This window comes from Enterovibrio norvegicus DSM 15893, assembly GCF_900115495.1.
Classification (GTDB): Bacteria; Pseudomonadota; Gammaproteobacteria; order Enterobacterales; family Vibrionaceae; genus Enterovibrio; species Enterovibrio norvegicus.
Genome location: NZ_FOWR01000008.1, coordinates 140,551 through 160,379 on the forward strand (window position 1 = coordinate 140,551; position 19,829 = coordinate 160,379).

14 protein-coding genes and 1 pseudogene are annotated in these 19,829 nt (G+C 47.4%); 14 read left to right on the plus strand and 1 reads right to left on the minus strand.

Features of this window, described 5'->3' with window-relative positions:
* From BM082_RS07080 to BM082_RS07115, 8 genes and pseudogenes are all read left to right on the plus strand, one after another.
* Positions 1-483 (plus strand): annotated as a pseudogene (locus BM082_RS07080) (electron transport complex subunit RsxC); the annotation flags it as partial.
* 2 nt (positions 484-485) lie between these two features.
* On the plus strand, positions 486-1,547 hold the full coding sequence (gene rsxD / locus BM082_RS07085) for an electron transport complex subunit RsxD (RefSeq protein WP_074926151.1): 1,062 nt from the start codon (positions 486-488) through the stop codon (positions 1,545-1,547).
* Entirely contained in the window at positions 1,544-2,176 is a 633-nt protein-coding gene (gene rsxG / locus BM082_RS07090; protein WP_074926154.1) for an electron transport complex subunit RsxG, read from the plus strand. Before rsxD ends, rsxG begins: the two co-directional genes overlap by 4 nt.
* Positions 2,173-2,865: an electron transport complex subunit E gene (locus tag BM082_RS07095; RefSeq protein ID WP_074926157.1), complete on the plus strand. Its 693-nt coding sequence runs from the start codon at positions 2,173-2,175 to the stop codon at positions 2,863-2,865. The genes rsxG and BM082_RS07095 overlap by 4 nt, the downstream gene beginning before the upstream one ends.
* Before the next feature lie 21 nt (positions 2,866-2,886).
* Entirely contained in the window at positions 2,887-3,528 is a 642-nt protein-coding gene (nth, locus tag BM082_RS07100; protein ID WP_074926159.1) for an endonuclease III, read from the plus strand.
* A 116-nt stretch (positions 3,529-3,644) separates the two neighbouring features.
* On the plus strand, positions 3,645-4,061 hold the full coding sequence (gene gloA / locus BM082_RS07105; RefSeq protein WP_074926163.1) for a lactoylglutathione lyase: 417 nt from the start codon (positions 3,645-3,647) through the stop codon (positions 4,059-4,061).
* A gap of 233 nt (positions 4,062-4,294) precedes the next feature.
* Complete coding sequence (locus BM082_RS07110) at positions 4,295-7,195, plus strand: HD domain-containing phosphohydrolase (protein ID WP_074926168.1); 2,901 nt, start codon at positions 4,295-4,297, stop codon at positions 7,193-7,195.
* 231 nt (positions 7,196-7,426) lie between these two features.
* Positions 7,427-10,333 carry an HD domain-containing phosphohydrolase gene (locus BM082_RS07115; protein WP_074926172.1) on the plus strand — a complete coding sequence of 969 codons (2,907 nt, stop codon included), beginning with the start codon at positions 7,427-7,429 and terminating at the stop codon, positions 10,331-10,333.
* Positions 10,334-10,430: 97 nt separating this feature from the next.
* Here the strand turns inward: BM082_RS07115 and motY are convergent, their stop codons facing one another.
* Complete coding sequence (gene motY / locus BM082_RS07120; RefSeq protein WP_017007668.1) at positions 10,431-11,318, minus strand: flagellar protein MotY; 888 nt, start codon at positions 11,316-11,318, stop codon at positions 10,431-10,433.
* Positions 11,319-11,567: 249 nt separating this feature from the next.
* Between motY and rnt the strand changes: the two genes are divergently transcribed.
* The 6 genes from rnt to BM082_RS07150 form a co-directional block, all read left to right on the plus strand.
* Positions 11,568-12,239, plus strand: coding sequence for a ribonuclease T (rnt, locus tag BM082_RS07125; protein WP_017012795.1), 672 nt, complete (start codon positions 11,568-11,570; stop codon positions 12,237-12,239).
* 278 nt (positions 12,240-12,517) lie between these two features.
* Positions 12,518-13,798, plus strand: a complete 1,281-nt coding sequence (locus tag BM082_RS07130) for an outer membrane protein transport protein (protein ID WP_017012794.1) — start codon at positions 12,518-12,520, stop codon at positions 13,796-13,798.
* 442 nt (positions 13,799-14,240) lie between these two features.
* Positions 14,241-15,494 (plus strand): outer membrane protein transport protein, encoded by a 1,254-nt coding sequence (locus tag BM082_RS07135; RefSeq protein ID WP_074926175.1) that lies wholly within the window; start codon positions 14,241-14,243, stop codon positions 15,492-15,494.
* A gap of 42 nt (positions 15,495-15,536) precedes the next feature.
* Complete coding sequence (locus BM082_RS07140) at positions 15,537-17,864, plus strand: VolA/Pla-1 family phospholipase (RefSeq protein WP_017012792.1); 2,328 nt, start codon at positions 15,537-15,539, stop codon at positions 17,862-17,864.
* Positions 17,865-18,091: 227 nt separating this feature from the next.
* Positions 18,092-19,414, plus strand: a complete 1,323-nt coding sequence (locus BM082_RS07145; RefSeq protein WP_017007673.1) for a Na+/H+ antiporter family protein — start codon at positions 18,092-18,094, stop codon at positions 19,412-19,414.
* Positions 19,415-19,546: 132 nt separating this feature from the next.
* A partial coding sequence (locus BM082_RS07150) for an IS3 family transposase (protein ID WP_074926179.1) occupies positions 19,547-19,829 on the plus strand: 283 nt, incomplete at its 3' end.

The following is a 19,829-nucleotide window of genomic DNA, read 5'->3' on the forward strand; positions in this document are numbered from 1 at the left end:
GCTGCTGCCGTTGCCCGTGCTAAAGCACGCAAAGCGGCACAACAGGCCGAGGCAGCACCGGAAACAGACGGTGACGCTCCTGAATCTGACACTGTCGAACCAGCAGCCGAAGACATTGATCCGAAGAAAGCCGCTGTTGCTGCTGCCGTTGCTCGAGCTAAAGCACGCAAAGCGGCACAACAGGCCGAGGCATCACCGGAAACAGACGGTGACGCATCTAAACCTGACACTGTCGAACCAGCCGCCGAAAGCATCGATCCGAAGAAAGCAGCTGTCGCTGCTGCCGTTGCCCGTGCTAAAGCGCGCAAAGCGGCACAACAGGCCGAGGCAACACCGGAAACAGATGCAGACGCCTCTGAATCTGACACTGTCGAACCAGCAGGCGAAGACATCGATCCGAAAAAAGCCGCTGTCGCTGCTGCCATTGCACGTGCCAAAGCACGCAAAGCAGCGCAGATAAAGAAAAACGACGAGGATAAATAAACGTGGCCTTTTTTATTGCCAGTAGCCCGCACAGCCACAACCGCAAAAGTACCAGCGACATCATGATGATGGTGATCCTTTGTACACTTCCAGGCATTGCGGCGCTTTGTTATTTCTTTGGCTGGGGAGTGCTACTCCAAATCACAATTGCCTCTGTCACAGCCATGTTGGCTGAAGCGGCGATCGTAGCCATGCGTAAACGTCCAGTAAAACGCTACTTACAAGACAACACCGCACTACTCACTGGCTTGCTGATTGGCATTGCTGTGCCTCCATTCGCACCTTGGTGGATTGCGGTAATCGGCGCACTGTTTGCGATTGTGATTGCAAAGCATCTTTATGGTGGACTGGGTCAGAATCTCTTCAACCCTGCCATGGTCGCGTATGTTGTCTTGCTGATTTCATTTCCAGTACAAATGACCACATGGCTTCCGCCTTCTTCATTGATCGCGCAGCCATTAGGCTTTATGGACAGCGTATCGACGCTTCTGACAGGCTTAAGCACCGATGGATTCAGCGTTGACCAATTACGTCATACTGTAGATGGCATCACCATGGCGACGCCGCTAGATACCGTAAAAACGGCATTGTTAGCAGGTAAAACGGCCTCTGAAGCCGTTCAAGATCCAGTATTCGGCACCTTTGTTGGGCTCGGCTGGGGATGGGTTAACCTTGCTTTCTTAGCGGGTGGGTTAGTGCTTCTCAAACAACGCGTTATTCAATGGCAGATCCCGGTCGCCATGCTGGTGACCCTGTTTATTTTTAGCGTTTTTGGTTATGCCATCAGCCCTGACGCTGTCGCGACCCCACTCATTCACCTGTTCTCAGGTGCAACCATGCTGGGCGCCTTTTTCATTGCAACCGATCCGGTTTCAGCTTCAACCACAACCAAAGGCCGATTGGTATTTGGTGCCATGATTGGCATGCTGATCTACCTCATTCGCACGTTTGGTGGTTTCCCAGATGGCGTCGCATTTGCAGTTCTGATAGCAAACATGTGTGTACCTTTGATCGATTACTACACCAAACCAACCACCTACGGTCATAAGAAGGAAAGCAAATGATTCGCGCGATGAGAAACAACGGTGCGATTCTGGCAATCGCTGCGCTGCTTTCTACGGGGTTAGTAGCCATAACACACTCACTCACGGAAGACACCATTGCCGAACAGCAACGTTTACAGTTGTTAGAGGTATTGAACCAAGTGATTCCTACTGACATTCATGACAACCCTTTGGCGAAGACCTGCACGTTAGTCACAAGCCAAGACCTTGGCACGGATGCACCTATGCCAGTGTATCTCGCCAGTAAAAACGGTGAGCCAACAGCCATGGCGATTGAAGCCATCGCACCAGATGGCTACAACGGAGCCATCAAAGTGCTTGTCGGTGTAGATACCAACAACACCGTATTGGGTGTTCGCGTACTTCAACACAACGAAACACCCGGTCTCGGCGATAAAGTTGATTTAAACGTGTCTGATTGGGTATTGTCGTTCAGTGGAAAAACGCTTGAAAGTGCTGATGACAAACGTTGGGCAGTGTTCAAAGATGGCGGCCAGTTTGACCAGTTCACAGGCGCAACCATCACACCCAGAGCCGTGGTGAGTGCAGCCCGAAAAGCGGCATGGTATGTCAGCCAGCATCAAGAACAAATCATTCGCCAACCTCGTGACTGTGGAGATGCATCATGAGTCAAAACAAAGAATTGATGAAAAATGGGTTGTGGAATAACAACCCCGCATTGGTGCAGCTTCTTGGCTTGTGTCCTCTGCTCGCGGTTTCCGCCACCGTCACTAACGCGCTGGGATTGGGTATTGCGACCATGTTGGTCCTTGTCGGCTCAAATCTTATCGTTTCGTTGGTTCGCCAGTGGGTGCCGAAAGAGGTGCGCATCCCGATCTTCGTCATGATCATTGCATCACTGGTTACCTGTGTGCAACTGCTGATGAACGCCTATGCCTTTGGCCTGTACCAATCTTTGGGTATTTTCATCCCACTGATCGTGACCAACTGCATCATCATAGGCAGAGCAGAAGCGTTTGCTTCGAAAAACACACCATTACCGTCAGTGCTCGACGGTTTTTGGATGGGCATGGGCATGACCGCATCCCTTGTCGTGCTCGGCGCAATTCGTGAAATTTTAGGTAACGGTACTTTGTTTGACGGCGCAGACCGCCTTCTTGGCGATTGGGCGGCGGGCATGCGTATTGAAGTGTTCCACTTCGACAGTGCATTCTTACTCGCAATGCTACCACCCGGTGCTTTCTTAACCGTAGGTTTCTTAATTGCAGCGAAGAACGTATTAGATGAACGCCAAGCGAAGAAACAGCCAAAAGAAAAAGCCGTGATCGAACGTGTGCGCATCACCTCGGCAGATTAAAAAACGCTTTACGGATGAAGAATGAATAACCAAAAACGTGTTGAGATATTAGAGCGCCTTCGCGCTGAAAACCCGCACCCAGAAACAGAGCTAAATTGGACGTCACCGTTTGAACTGCTGATCGCAGTACTGTTGTCTGCACAGGCTACGGATGTGAGTGTCAACAAGGCGACGGATAAGCTTTATCCGGTTGCCAATACACCGCAAAGCATCTTGGACTTGGGCGTTGATGGGGTTAAGGACTATATCAAAACCATTGGGTTGTTTAATTCAAAAGCCGAAAACGTCATCAAGACATGCCGTATCTTGGTTGAGCAGCACGGTGGCGAAATACCAGAAGACCGAGAAGCGCTAGAAGCGTTACCCGGTGTCGGACGTAAAACCGCAAATGTGGTACTTAACACCGCATTCGGCTGGCCAACCATCGCTGTTGATACGCATATCTTTCGCGTATCTAACCGTACTAAATTCGCGATGGGCAAGAATGTCGATCAGGTAGAAGAAAAACTGCTGAAAGTCGTACCAAAAGAATTCAAAGTAGACGTGCACCATTGGCTCATTCTGCATGGACGCTATACATGCGTCGCCAGAAAACCGCATTGTGGTAGTTGCGTGATTGAAGATCTTTGTGAGTTTAAAGACAAAATCTACCCAGACGAGTAAGCACAACGTCATCAAAATGGGCAAACGTCCCCCTTAGGCATTCTGGATGAATCTTAATCGATAGCGACGCCCAAGAGGGCGTAGACTGTCGGTAAAAAACAATAAAGGAGAGCAACATGAGCAACGGTCGTATTCTGCATACCATGATCCGCGTTGGCGATTTGGATCGTTCAATAGGCTTTTATACCGACGTCATGGGCATGCAATTACTGCGTAAAAACGAAAATGAACAGTACGAATACACCCTCGCATTCGTAGGTTACGGTGATGAATCAACAGGCGCAGTGATTGAGCTTACCTATAACTGGGGTACCACTGAGTACGAGCACGGTTCCGCATTCGGCCATATAGCAATCGGCGTTGATGATATTTACGCAACCTGTGACACCCTGCGTGCAGCAGGCGCAAACATCACTCGTGAGCCTGGCCCAGTAAAAGGCGGCTCAACCGAAATCGCTTTCGTTGAAGACCCTGATGGCTATAAGATCGAGCTTATTCAAAACAAGAGCGCGTCTGCAGGTCTAGGGAAGTAATCGACGTTTTCACATTCCCAAACGCTCAACATTCCGTATTTAAAAGCCATGCTGATAACGATTCCGCATGGCTTTTCTCTTTTTGCTCTCCACCCTCTTCATTACCGCCCCCTCAATGCATTCACGCTGACGCTGATCTTTTTATTCCACATTCAATTTTTGAATGAAAACCGCCTAAAGGCATTTTGTCTGATAGGCTTAAAACATCGTCTCAAAAATAATACAAAACCCATATGTTCGGAACTAAGAGTACATTACAACTTCATATCGCCAGTATTTTCTTCATTGTCATGTCTATCTTGGCTGTACTGCTGATTGTATTGAGCTATCAAAATTCGAAAGCGCTCAATGAGCAGTTGGCGCAAGAAAGAATGGCCCAAAGTGCCGAACAGATAAAATTGGCTTTTGACAAGAAAATCATTCCCGTTCTGACCGCGCTCGATACCTTGGCAGAATCTGATTTTGGTAATCATCTTGATGCCTCCAACAACAAATATTGGCTCGCCTCTGTCGACGCCATCATGGACATCAATCCCGACGTGCTTTCCATCTATGTCGGCTACCCAGACGAAAGCTCAGCATTCATCCGCTCTACCCGTCCGGCGTTTATGAAAGAACAGTTTTCAACACCTGAAAATAGCCACATCATGGTCGACATTAATCAAACGGATGGCGCACAATCGCGTATCTACTATGACAGTGATTTGGCTTTCATTGATGAAACAAAAAACACTATTGATTACCTACCCACTACAAGACCTTGGTACCGAGATACACCCGCTGACGGCAGTATCTACATTACAGACCCCTATTTTTATATTTTCATCAAACGTATGGGGATCACGATATCTAAACGTATGAAGGAAAGTGGTGGCGTGCTGGCCGCCGATATCACACTCGCATCACTCGCTGATTTCCTAAAATCTCTGCCCTTTTCAAACGATTCAAAAATGCTACTTCTCTATGAGAACCACACTATCCTCGCCCAGAGTGGCATCATGGAGAATGCCCCAGAAAACACCTTGCAAGAAACCTATAAAAACAAGGCAATGCAATCTCCATTGAAAAGCCTGTTTAGCGAAGGCCAATGGGAAGAATCATCATCTACCGTTATCCATAAGGGCGAACCTTGGCGACTCTCTCTCGTGCAAATAACCAATAACAACGATAAAGGGTTATGGCTGGCCAAAGCCGTACCCGAGATAAAGCTGATCGGCAGCGCACTTGAAGCAAGAAATAATCAGATCATTATTGCCTTTATCGTCCTCGGTGTCGGATCGTTACTCATATTGTGGGCAGCTGCACGCATTGCAACCCCATTAAAATTGTTAAATCAGACCACCGAGCGCATTCGACATTTAGACTTCGCGGCCGTGCAAACGCCCGATTCCAACATTATTGAAGTGAAAGAGCTCGCCCTTTCCATCGGCGTGATGTCAGAAACCATTGCCGACTTCCTCGAGACCTTGCACGGAGTCTCTAACAATTCCAACTTTGAGTCCCTACTGACGGACATGGTGACACACTGTAAGAAAACCTCTGATGCCGACTATGTTTTATTATGGGCAGCAGACATGGAAGACAGAAGCTGCTTGTCTTTAGCAGCACATGTACCCGAAGCCACCAGCGCGACCCAAATAGATTTTGTCCAGCTGTTAGAAGACCTACCAGACATGGCCGCTGCGCTGGATAACCACAGTTTCTATACCTTCACGCCACAAGATCGTGTGGAGGTGACAGGGCATCTTCCTGACGCACTACAACGTGCATGGGTACTGCCACTGTACAACCGTGAAGATGAACGCGTCGGGTTTGTTTTCATCGGGTTCAACCACTCAGTCACGCCTGAACAAGAAGAAAAGATCCCGTTCATTCAAGAGTTCCTGGGCTTCGCGTCCCTGATAAAAGAAAACTGGGACCACATTACGGCACAAAAGAACCTGTTTAAGTCTTTTGTCGAAATGTTTGCATCGGCGATAGACACAAAATCGCCCTACACGGGCGGGCATTGTCAGCGCGTTCCTGAACTCACATTCATGCTCGCAGAAGCCGCCCACAAAGACACCGAGCTTTTTCCTGATTTCACATTGGATGAACAATCCAGAGAGGCCTTATATTTTGCTGCTTGGCTGCATGACTGTGGCAAGGTAACCACCCCCGAATACGTCGTCGATAAAGCCACTAAGCTGGAAACCATCTATAACCGCATACATGAAATTCGGATGCGGTTTGAAGTATTAAAACGCGACGCCGAAATAGAGTATTGGCAGGCGATAACACAAGGCGGTGATTCAGCATCACTCAAACAGATACTCACAGAAAAGCACCGCAAACTCGATGAAGATTTTGCTTTTGTGGCCAAAACGAACATTGGCGGCGAGTTCATGGATGAAAAGAACATTGAGATATTAGCGCGAATCTCTAAGCAAACGTGGATGCGAACCATGGACGATACCTTGGGTTTATCGTGGGAAGAGGAACAGCGTCGCAAACATCGGGGGGGTCATGACTTACCGTGCGAAGAGCATTTGCTAACAGACACCAGAGACCAAGAAATCCATTGGACGCAAAGCCAGAAAAAAGCCTTTGAAAATTGGACATTCAAACTCACCGTACCTGAACTTCAATTTAATCGTGGCGAGCTTTATAACTTATCTATCCAGCGCGGCACCTTAACCGCCGAAGAAAGGTTCAACATTAACGACCACATCATTCAAACCATCAATATGTTGAACAAGCTACCCTACCCGGAACATCTTCGTCGCATTCCAGAAATTGCAGGCGGGCACCATGAAAAACTGGACGGAAAAGGCTATCCCAATGGCCTGTCTGACGCCAATCTGCCGATTGATTCGCGCATCATGGCCGTCGCTGATATTTTCGAGGCATTGACAGCGAGTGACCGCCCTTATAAGAAAGCGAAGAAGCTTAGCGAAGCACTAAAAATATTGGCGTTTATGGCAAAGGATCGTCACGTCGATCCTCATTTGTTCCAGCTTTTCATCGAGCAAAAAATCTACATGCAATACGCCAATGCATTTCTACCAAAAGAACAGCACGATGACGTGGATGAACAAGCGCTGCTTGCGATTGTCACGCCTCCTAAAAAAGACACAACGACAGCCTCTCAATAAAAGTCTGCTCCAGAAACACATAGAAAAATGAAACGCGGCCTGATCAAAAGGGCTGCGCGTCTTTCTTTTGAGCGCGATGGCGATAGAAAAAACACCCACTCATCAAATGAGAGTTCTATCAACAATTAAAAATATTCGTGATTTAATTCAGATAGTTGAATGAAACCATAAAACGCAGCTTTTTATCTGATAGTCTCTACACACTGTCTCACTAACAAGACAACAACCAGGATGCTAAACCGCCGTTACACACTTCAAATACACATTGCTGGCATTTTCTTTTCGGTGGTATCTGTTCTTTCCATTATTTTAATCGTGCTCAGTTACCAAAACTCAAAAGCGCTCAATCAAGAACTTGCAGAAGAACGCACTCGCCAAAATGCTGAGCAAGTAAAGCTGGCTTTTCAAAAGCTCACTTTGCCCGTCCTTACCGCCATTGATTCTTTAGCAGTTTCAAAATATGGCCGTCAGTTACATGCTTCTAATGACAAACAATGGCTCTCTACCATTAATGCCGTGATGGAAAACAACCCAGATGTATTATCAGTGTACGTCGGTTATCCGTCAGAAGAATCAGCGTTTGTGCGTTCCACCAAGCCCACCTTTATGCGGCACCAGTTTTCAACGCCCGACAATAGCCACCTCATGGTGGACATCAATAACAGCAATGGACTTCAGGTGCGTTCTTATTACGACGAGAAGCTCAATTTCATCTCGGTCGACACAGATAGCATCAACTATAAACCAACCACTCGACCATGGTATAAAGCTGCGCCAGAGAGCGGTAAAATCCACATTACTGACCCATATTTCTACTTCTTCATACAGCGAATGGGCATTACGCTATCACGCCAGTTGCCCGACAACGATGGCGTCATCGCTGCAGACATCACCCTCGCGTCACTGTCGAGTTTCCTCAATAGTCTGATAGACTCGGAAGACACTCAGCTCATGTTGCTCGACGATAGCCGTAAGATCTTCGCACACACTGGCTTTCTGCCAGACGCATCGTCTGGCCGTTCACAGAAAGAACACCTACAAGCCCTTTCCGCGTCTCCATTGAACAATCTCTATAAAACCGACGATTGGCAAAAAACCTCACTCAACGTCGAACACAAAGGGGAAACGTGGATGCTGAGTTTGGCACGCATCACATTTGGCGGAGAGCGAGGGCTTTGGTTGGCAAAAGCCATTCCAGAGAGGCAATTGATAGGCAGCGCGATAGAAGCGAGAAACAATCAGATCTTCATTAGTTTTCTCGGTTTGATTCTGGGTACAGCCATGGTCTTAGTGGCGTCAGCAAGAATTGCTACGCCCCTGAAAAAACTGGGCGAAGCCACAAAAAGGATTCGCCAATTCGATTTTTCTACCGTGTCAAAGGTGAAATCGAATGTCGTTGAAGTGAAAGAGTTGTCTGAGTCCATCAGCATGATGTCCGACACCATCAGCGGTTTCCTCGATACCTTACATCGCGTTTCACACAGTACGAATTTTGATTCGCTTCTCACCGATATCGTTTTACATTGCCAACAAACGACAGATGCCGATTATGTCTTGATGTGGACGAACTCCGCGAAAGATCGCGACATTCTTGAACTGACAGCCCAATACCCGTCCACGACTTGCGGCAGCAATATTCATTTAGAAAAATTGCTGTCCGCGTCAACGCGTGTTCAGGCAGATCTCTCTAACCAAAATTTCGTCAGTTTTACGCCATCAATGGCAGAACAAGGCACCGGAAATTTACCTTCCTCACTTCACCATGCTTGGTTATTAAGACTGAACAATCGCGACGGTGACTGTATTGGTTATGTCATGGTTGGCTTTAATCGACCCGTATCAGCAAAACAGGAAGAGAAACTGCCCTTCATTCGTCAGTTCTTGGGTTTCGCCTCACTCATCAAAGAAAATTGGGACCGCGTCGTCGCTCAAAAACATCTTTTCAAATCCTTCATTGAAATGATGGCATCGGCCATCGATACCAAATCACCGTACACTGGCGGACATTGCCAACGTGTTCCTGAACTTACCTTTATGCTGGCCGATGCAGTCAACAAGGACACCACGTACTTCCCTGACTTTACGCTCAATGAACAATCACGAGAGGCGCTGTATTTTGCTGCATGGCTGCATGACTGTGGCAAGGTGACGACGCCTGAATACGTCGTTGATAAAGCCACCAAATTGGAGACCATTTACAACCGCATCCACGAAGTGCGTACCCGCTTTGAGGTATTAAAGCGCGATAAAGAAATTCAGTATTGGAAGAAACGTGCCGAGGGTGAATCTCAACAAGAACTCGATGTTTGGTTGAAAAAAGAACTTGAAGCACTAGATGATGATTTTGCGTTCATTGCAAAAAGTAATGTCGGCGCAGAGTTTATGGATGAGCAAAGCGTTACGCGTCTCAACATCATTTCGCAACGAACTTGGTACCGCACCATTGACGACACGCTCGGCCTTTCATGGGAAGAAGAAAGCCGCCGTAAACAAATGCCATCACGCGCACTGCCCTGCAAAGAACAGGTACTATCTGATGATCTCTATCACCACATTCCTTGGCTTGATCAGCAGAAAGAGACGTTTGAAAACTGGGCATTTAGCCTCGCGATTCCAGAGCTTCAGTATAACCGTGGTGAATTGTATAACTTGTCGATTCAACGTGGCACGTTAACGGAAGAAGAGCGCTTTATCATCAACGATCATATCATCCAAACCATCAACATGCTCGAAAAACTGCCTTACCCTAAACACCTAGAGCGGGTGCCTGAGATCGCAGGTGGGCACCATGAAAAACTTGATGGCAAAGGTTATCCCTACGGGTTAGATGAAAGTAACTTATCCATCGATGCCCGTATCATGTCAGTCGCCGATATTTTCGAAGCATTGACCGCCAGCGATCGCCCTTACAAGAAAGCTAAAACGCTCAGTGAAGCACTCAAAATCCTCGCGTTTATGGCCAAAGATAGGCACATCGATCCGAAACTTTATAAGATCTTCATTGAACAGAAAGTATACCTTCAATATGCCGATGCTTTTTTGCCTGCATCTCAACGCGATAACGTCGATGAAGCAGCGCTACTGGCAATCATCAAACCCGCACAAAAAACTCAGCCCAAAACAGTGAGCGAAGCCTAAAACGAAAAATCCCCGCATTCCTTTCGAAAGCGGGGATTTTCATCGATCACATCGTCACGCATTGTCAACACCTAGCGCGACGCCATCCATCGCATGATCAGATAATCGAGCGACCCAGTGATATCACAACACGACGGTTTTTGTTTCGTCCAATTGGGCTGTCATTTTCCGCAATGGGTCTACGCTCACCGAACGCTTCAATACCGATACGATCTTTCGGTAACCCTAGCGACATAAAGTAGCCTTCCAAGGTTCTCGCGCGTTTTTCGGACAATTTTTGGTTGGCAGCTTTCGCACCACGACCGTCTGTATACGTCGCCAGTAACACCAAATCAATGTCAGGACTGTAGCGAACAAACTCAGCGATTTGAGCCAACTTTGCCATGGAAGATTTGTTTAGCTCGTCCCCATTGTCGTCATAATGCAATGTGGTAAACGCAATATCTTCAAATGAATACGGCAGTAATCTGTCTACACAGCTGCTGAATTCGTTATAACTTGTTTGAAAAGCGACCGGCGATAATGACACATCAACGCGTTTTCCTTTGCTTTGCCACTCTCTAAAGCTAAAGGTCGGGAAGCGACCATTTTCCAGCTCAGCTAACATGCTCCAAGCCGTCTGACCATCTACATATCCGTCGAACTGCTTATAGAAACGAATACGATCGATATACTCCGCCCTGTCACCCGGCATCCATACGGCCGGCATAGACAACAACGCCACATTCTCCGTTTTGCCCATCGGGCGGCGCATTTGCAATTCAAAATCGAGGTTGATTTTTTTACTGGCGCGTGACGTAAAGGTGGCATTGCCAAAGTTGGGGATCATATGCTCAACGCGACACTCAATCGGAGAGTCCACCGTCATTTGCCAAACAGACTCTGTTGGCTTTGCACCATACAACTTGGTGGCATTCGCTGTCACAGGCAAGGTGCTAGCAGCAATGCAAAGCGATAACAGCGTAAAAGGCTTGGCGAATGTCATGGCAGGGCTATGTCCTGTTCAAGTGAATGGATAAGTCTCTATTGTATCGGAAAACACGACCAGTTCTTTAGGCCTATTTTAGACTGCACATTCCCTCTAACGCAGAAAACATGGGCAAGATTTGAGACTGCGACATTATCCGCACGATAACAATGGGAACAGTATATACATAACTAACCGGAAGATGCCTTTAGAACCCGCGTCGCTTCTGCCATAATGCCTGCCTGATTTACTTTTACCTTTGTAGACATGAGCCAAGAAACCAACCTAAATACCCTAAAAGCACGATTTCGTGGATATTTCCCAGTCGTCGTCGATGTTGAAACTGCGGGTTTCAATGCAAAAACAGACGCGCTTCTGGAGATTTGTGCCGTCACCCTGAAAATGGATGAAGAAGGTTGGTTAATGCCAGACAAAACAATGCACTTTCACGTTGCCCCCTTTGAAGGCGCAGTTTTAGTGAAAGAAGCCTTGGAATTTAACGGCATTCGTGACCCTTTCAGCCCACTTCGTGGCGCAGTTGATGAGTCACATGCGCTCAAAGAAATCTTTAAGCTCATTCGTAAAGAGCAAAAAGCACAAGGTTGCCAGCGCTCTATCATGGTGGCGCACAATGCCAACTTTGATCATAGCTTTGTTATGGCAGCGACTGAGCGAAGCGCATTAAAGCGTAACCCCTTTCACCCTTTTGCCACATTCGACACCGCTGCATTAAGCGGCCTAGCATTGGGACAAACCGTGTTAGCAAAAGCATGTGCAACAGCGGGCATTGCCTTCGACAACCGCGAAGCGCATTCGGCGCTATACGATACGGAGCGTACTGCGGAGCTATTTTGTGAGATTGTTAACAGATGGAAGAAATTGGGCGGCTGGCCTGTCGTTCCTGTGGAAAATGATTCCGAACAAACCTCAGAAGAGTAACTCGCTCCCACCTTGATATAAGCTGGCGGATCTGCATGAAAAATAAGACGATCCGCCCACTCTCCCGCCTTGCCAATCACACGTTTTAAACAAAAGTATGAAATAACTCTCATCTATGCCGAAAAATTAGGTTAGATCTCGCGCAAACTATTGATAACAAAAAACCTACATTTTCATTTCCATGTTTATACTCTCTTAGAACTGAACCGCACCACCTGTCTCGGTACACCCGCAGGGATAGCGGAAAAACAATAAAGCAGTGAAAGAGAGGCATTTAGATGAACCGTCTAACAAAACGTACGTTACTATCGACAGCGATTGCTGTGGCGACATTCCAAGCACACGGTGCAGGTTTCCAAATCAGTGAACATTCCGCGAGCGGCCTAGGCCGAGCTTTTGCGGGTGAAGCCGCCATTGCAGACAATGCAGCCGTAGCGGCGCGTAACCCTGCTGCAATGACCATGTTTGATTCGGCACAAGTGTCAGGTGGTATTTCGTTTATCCAGCCTGATGTGGATGCAACTGTTTCCAGCGCATCACTAAATGGTACAACCTTAGGTGTTGATGAGCATGACAGCGTCGCTCCAAATGCTGTCGTTCCAAACTTTCATTATGTTCACCCTCTTAATGAAAAGATGGCAGTAGGTTTCTCGTCTTTTTCAAACTTTGGTCTATCAACGGAATACCCGACAGACTCAGCTGCAGGCGCAATCGGTGGACAAACTGAACTGCTAACAGTGAACTTTAACGCAAACTTTGCTTATGAAGTTAATGATCAAGTGAGCCTAGGAGCTGGCTTAAATGCTGTCTATGCTGACGCGGAGCTAAAACGCCAAAAAGGTATACTCAGCAATGTTCTGGGAGGATCCGCATCAGATGAAATCTCCAACTTATCCGGTGACGGGTGGGGATTTGGTTGGAACATCGGTGCTCTTTGGCAGTTTAACGAGAATCATAGACTCGGCGTAGCGTATCGCTCAGAAGTTGATATAACCCTTGAGGGTGATTACAGCGGTTCATCTGCAACAGGAACTGTTCCAGGCGAGCTTGAATTAAACTTGCCTGACATTTTCGAGTTTTCTGGCTATCACAAGTTAGCCCCCAAATGGGCGATGCACTACAGTGTTATGCGCACTGGGTGGAGTAGTTTTGAAGAATTACGAGCTACAGGCTCTCAATGCTTGAGCTTAGCGGGTCAAGGCGTTTGTCTTCAAAAAGATGAGAAATGGGAAGATAGCTGGCGCTATTCGGTCGGCGCAACTTATTTCTTGAATGATCAATGGGAGTTACGTGCAGGCTATGCAAAAGACGAAAGCCCAGTGCCTGATTCACACAGAACTCTTAGCATCCCAGACAGCGAACGAGATTGGTACTCCATCGGTGCTACTTACTTTGCTACAGACAACCTTAGCATCGATGCAGGCTTTGCGTACTTAAGTGGTGACGATGTTAATGGCACCGAAAGTGAAAACCTTCCAGGTGGAGCTGTCGCTAGCTATGACTTCACCGCAGGCGGCGACGCATACATTTATGCTTTGAGCGCCAACTACACCTTCTAATAATCTGTTTCAATCATAAGAAAAGCCGATTCTTTGCAATCGGCTTTTTTGTTGCCTGTCACATTAATGAAATGTGGATGTAACCTATTGATATGCAGTATTTCCTCTCTCCTCACTATTTTTAAACACGTGTTCATATGACCACCGCGTCAAATTATTGATCAACCTCCTAATTAATAGGGCTTATCTGAGTAAAAACCTGAATTAGTGCAATTACTTCAAACATCAGTTTTGAAACTGGACAATAAATCCCGAAAATTAAGACACTTACAGGCAATTTAACAGCTATTTAACAATTATTCATACCGTGACATATTAACGCTCGAGAAAGTCCGAACAGCTTAAAAATAACGTATAAAAGCCGTTCTGTTGTTTCAACCCATTGAATGTATTGCGTTTAGGTTGCCAAGCAACCCATTGCTCAATTGGAATGAGAGGCTGTATGTCAAAAAAACTATCAAGAACAGCAATTGCACTCGCAGTTGCATTAGCTGCGCCATCCGCATGGAGTGCGGGGTTTCAGGTATCAGAACACTCTGCAAGCGGGTTAGGCCGAGCGTATGCCGGTGACGCCGCCATCGCTGATAACGCATCAGTCATAGGTCGCAACCCTGCACAAATGACCATGTTTAAGGAAGCACAACTCTCTACAGCTCTTCACATTGTTGACCCAGAAATAGACATCACGGATACCAGCAACAATCAAAAAGCGTCGGACGTTGCGCCCATGCAATTCGTACCCGCCACCTATTACGTTAGTCCGATCAATGATAAATGGGCATGGGGCGTCGGCTTATACACCGTCTACGGCGTTGCAACAGACTACCCTGATGCCTTTGAAGCGGGTGATGTTGCAGGGGACACCTCGCTAGCGAGTGTGAACCTTAACCCCTCTATCGCATACCGTTTGAATGAGCAAGTCAGCTTTGGCGCAGGCATCAACGTGGTTTATGCCATCGCAGAACTGAATCGCCACATTGGTACACTTGCTCCCACTTTTGGAAGCGATAATTTTTCCGAGAAGCTCATCAGCATGGAAGGCGATACGTGGGGATTCGGCTGGAACGTGGGCGCATTGTTTGAACTAGACAAAGATAACCGTTTTGGTATCGCTTACCGTTCTGAAGTCGAGCTTGATTTCAGTGGGGATTTCACTGATCACCAAGGATCTATCACTGGCACGAAAGGCCAAGTCGTTACTGGCGATCTTTCAGTACCATTGCCCGCTGTTGCTGAATTGTCTGGCTTTCACCAACTAAATCCTTCCCTTGCCGTCCACTACAGCATGATGTGGAGCCAGTGGAGTTCATTCACAGAGCTTAAAGCAACCAGTGCGCAGTGTACCTCTGATGGCGTTAAGGGCGTTTGTTTCGACAAACAAGAAGATTACGAAAGTGTGTTCCGTTGGTCTTTGGGCACAACGTATGACATCTCTGAGGACTGGACTGTCCGTACAGGTTTTGCCTTTGATGAGAAAGCAGGTAAATCTACGTTGAGTATTCCAGACTCTGACCGTTACTGGTTTTCTGCTGGTGCAACCTATCGCTACTCCCCGAACTTGACCTTCGATGCTGGTGTTACTTATATCGCCAGTAAATCTGGAACCTTCACCGAAACCAGTCTGACGGGAGAACGTGCGTTCTCTGCAAAAGGGGCTGCTTATATCGGTGCGATGCAAGCTAACTACAGCTTCTAGCCATCTATCCAGGGAGTATTGAAGATGAATAAAGGATTACCTATGAACAAGAAATTAGTTGTACTTGCTCTGGCATCAGCACTGGGTTTAACGGCATGTGGCGGTGAATCAGAATTAAGCGGCGGAAGCGCAAATGGTAGCTACGAAGACTACATTCAGGACAGCTTGAACGCACCAACACAAGTTAATTTTCAATTGGCCGGTGCTGACGCGAGCATTCCGGGGCCAAGTTTTCTTTTGATGAATCAGACTGATGGCACGCTAGATATTCCAACAGGTGGCGACAATGCACTATCAAATCCAGCCGCCGCAATGGGAACGATGGACGGATGGCCAGTCTCAATGCCAATGAGTTTGTCGTTTAAAGGCGCAGGCCTTGCCGATGGCTTTGCAACCACAGGGATTAGCATTGTTAAATTAACTGAGAGCTTAACAGACCCAGCTGTTACCGTAGAAAAGGTACTTCAACTTGGTACTGACTTTAATGTCATTACGAGCGCTGAGTCTGCCATTGTTGTTTTTACCCAAGCACTTGAACCCTCTTCCGAATACGCATTTGCAATCACCAATGCGTTCACTGATGCAAATGGTGAAGGCGTGGGCATGACCCGCTCTTACGCGACGTTGATTTCAGACTCAAACCCAACGTTGGTCGATTCACTCAAACCTGCAAGTGCATTGACGCAAGGTGTGAATACCATTTTCTCTGCAGTAGGTATCCAACCTCAGGATATTGTGTATAGCTCATGGTTTACGACCCAATCCGTGGGCAGTACCTTATATGCCACAAAAGCGGCAATTGCATCCGGTGTTGGTGACTTCAACGCGATCTGGAAAGGTTCTGCCAACCCAAACAACGTTGATCTATCACAAGCATACCTAATGTCTGTCCCAGCATCCGGTGAGGACTATGCAACCGCAATTCAAGCGGATACAAACTTTGCTACTTATATCGACCCTAATGGAACGATAGCCCCACTGCTCGTGGGAACGTACGCCGCCAATACCGTTACCGTCACAAAGGGAACCGTTAAACTGCCTTATTTCCTCGAAAAAGGAGCAGCTAATTGGAACACTACCCCCTTCGAATCTGGGATGCCAAGCCTTGCTATCATTTTGAGCGCGCTCGGTGATGAAAACGCCAGCACAGTGGCTCAACAACTTGCTGCGGCAGGTGTTGATACAGCGAAGCTGGCGGATGATGTAACAGAGCGACTCAAGCTTGTCGGTTTAACGTTAACAGGTGCAAATGGCGCTCAATTGGATGCTGAGCGGATCATCACCGGATTCAGCCCTATCCCTCAAGTAAAATCGTTGGATGACGTTCCTTTTGTTCTATTCTCACCGACAACCCCTTCTGGTGCGGTTGAGTTAGTGATCTATCAACATGGTATTACGTCAGCGAAAGAAAATGCGTATGCGTTTGCAGCTAACATTATCAATGGTGCGAAAGGGTTAGGTAAGGATATTGCAGTACTTGCGATTGACCAACCTATACACGGGGAACGTAGCTTGGATTCAACTCGCTCGGCGAATGTTGACCCAACCAACTATCTCAACTTGGCTTACTTGCCTGTAGGACGTGATAATTTACGCCAAAGTGCCTTAGACAATGTCGGTCTACGCGCAGCTGTTACACTCTCGCAAGCGGCAGGTTTATTTACGAATACACCACTTGCCACGCTGGATAATACTGCAACTACTCACCCAGCATTGTTTGGTCACTCTTTAGGAGGAATCACCGGGTTTAGCACTGTCGCCACCGCTAACAATACGCTTAGCACTGCTACCACAGACAATAGCGCAGCGGATGACTTGTTTACATTCTCTCGCGTTGCGGCAGCAAACACGGGTGGGCAAATCGTAAATCTGCTATTAGGTTCAGAATCGTTTGGGCCACTGGTTCGATCGCAAGTGACGGCTGGTGTACCAGCTGCAGAGCAAGAAAGCGTAATTAATCAGTTTGCTTATGCCGCGCAAACGGTGATTGACGCGGTTGATCCATTTAACCTCGTTGCACTTAATGATTATCAGGGTACAAATGTCTTAGATGGCCTCCCAATCTACATGCAGCAGGTAAAAGATGATGACACAGTACCTAATGCAGTAACAAACGCACCCTTTGCAGGCACCATACCGCTCGCCACAAGCTTAGGCTTGGCTGTTGTAGACAGCGCTTCACAAGCCACCAGCAATGGCCGAAACTTTACGAAGTTCAGTGATGTTGGCCAGCACAGCTCTGTGATTGCGCCTCAAGATGCAAACTTAGCAGATCTAGGCCATACCACTGAGATGCAATCTCAGCTGGTTCAGTTCTTGAGTGGTGTGGCAGAAGACTACTCCGTTGCGGATACAAGCGTGCTTGAGTAAGCACAACTAAACACTCCCAAAAGGCCAGCTCTCGCTGGCCTTTTTCTTTATTTCTCCCTTCTCTACAAATTCCCCTCGACAACATTAAAAAAAAACGCAAACTGTGATCTTCGCAAGGTGATACCCAAGCTACCTCTTGACTCATCAAGGATGACGAGGTGGTTTGGGTATACACATTTGGGATAATTTTTTGCCCGTTTTGGGCACAGAGAAGTAGGGAAAAACTCATGAATCCGGTCGTTATCGCGGTTTGTGTGATGCTAATGTTGGCCCTTTTAAGGGTTAACGTTGTCGTCGCGCTCACCTTTAGTGCCATTCTTGGCGGTGTGGTTAGTGGTCTATCGCTAACCGATACAGTTTCAGCGTTTGAAGGCGGGCTTGGCGGCGGTGCAACCATCGCATTGAGTTACGCTATGCTGGGTACCTTTGCCGTCGCTATCAGTCGTTCTGGTATTACTGACCTATTAGCCCAATCCGTCATTCGTAAACTAAACGGTAAAGACAATGCAAACGCATCTAGCGCCCTGAAATACATGGTACTTGTCGCCTTAGCGTTGCTTGCAATGTCATCTCAAAACGTCATTCCTGTACACATTGCGTTCATCCCTATTGTTATTCCGCCACTTTTGCATGTGTTCGCAAAATTGAACCTAGACCGACGTCTCGTTGCATGTGTCCTGACCTTCGGTTTGATCACACCCTATATGGTGTTACCTATTGGTTTTGGCGGTATTTTCCTTAACAACATTTTGCTGAAAAACCTTCACGATAACGGGCTAGATGTTGTTGCAAGCCAAGTGCCTCAAGCCATGCTTTTGCCCGCAGCAGGCATGCTATTTGGTGTGTTGATTGCCGCGTTCATTAGCTACCGTAAACCTCGCCACTACTCAGAAGAAAAAATCCGCGCGGCTGAGCCTGAGAAAACAGAAATTAAACCGCAAAACATCGTTGTGGCCATCGTCGCGATTGCGACCACCTTAGGTGCTCAACTCTATACTGGCTCAATGATCGTCGGCGCGCTTGCAGGCTTTATGGTGTTCACCATTGGCGGCGTGATCAAGTGGCAGGACACGAACGATGTATTCACGCGCGGCGTGCATATGATGGCCATGATTGGCTTCATTATGATTTCAGCTGCGGGTTTTGCTGCAGTAATGAAAGCGACAGGCGGTGTTGAAACCTTAGTAGCGTCACTGGCATCAAGCATTGGTGACAACAAGCCGCTAGCCGCGCTCTTGATGTTGGTTGTTGGCCTGTTGGTCACGATGGGCATCGGATCTTCATTTTCCACCATCCCGATTATCGCCACTATCTACGTACCACTGGCGTTGGCATTTGGCTTCTCACCGATGGCGACAATCGCTCTGGTGGGTACTGCCGCAGCCTTGGGTGATGCGGGCTCCCCTGCCTCAGACTCAACCCTTGGCCCTACGTCTGGCTTGAACGCTGATGGTCAGCATGAGCACATTTGGGACACGGTTGTGCCCACCTTTATTCACTACAACTTGCCATTGATTGGCTTTGGTTGGTTGGCTGCCATGGTGCTGTGATCGACGTACTTTGCTACTGAACAGTAAAAGTAACGCACAATAAAAAAGCCGCTGAAATCAGCGGCTTTTTCTATTTGAATGTCCCGTCCTAAATAAGGTTGACACTTTTCCAACCCGAAATTGGAGAGTGTTATGAAATCAACAACCAAGCGCACCCAACGAGATTATTCCCTCGCCTTTAAATTGGCTGTCGTAGACCAAGTAGAAAAAGGCGAAATGACCTACAAACAAGCCCAATTACGTTACGGCATTCAAGGTCGTTCCACTGTATTAACTTGGCTTCGCAAGTATGGTCATCTAAATTGGACTAAAGGTTCTCTCACACCAACCCGTCTAGGTGATGCTATGCCTTATACATCGACGCCCCAAACCCCCGAACAGCGGATTAAAGAGTTAGAGCAACAGCTTGAAGACA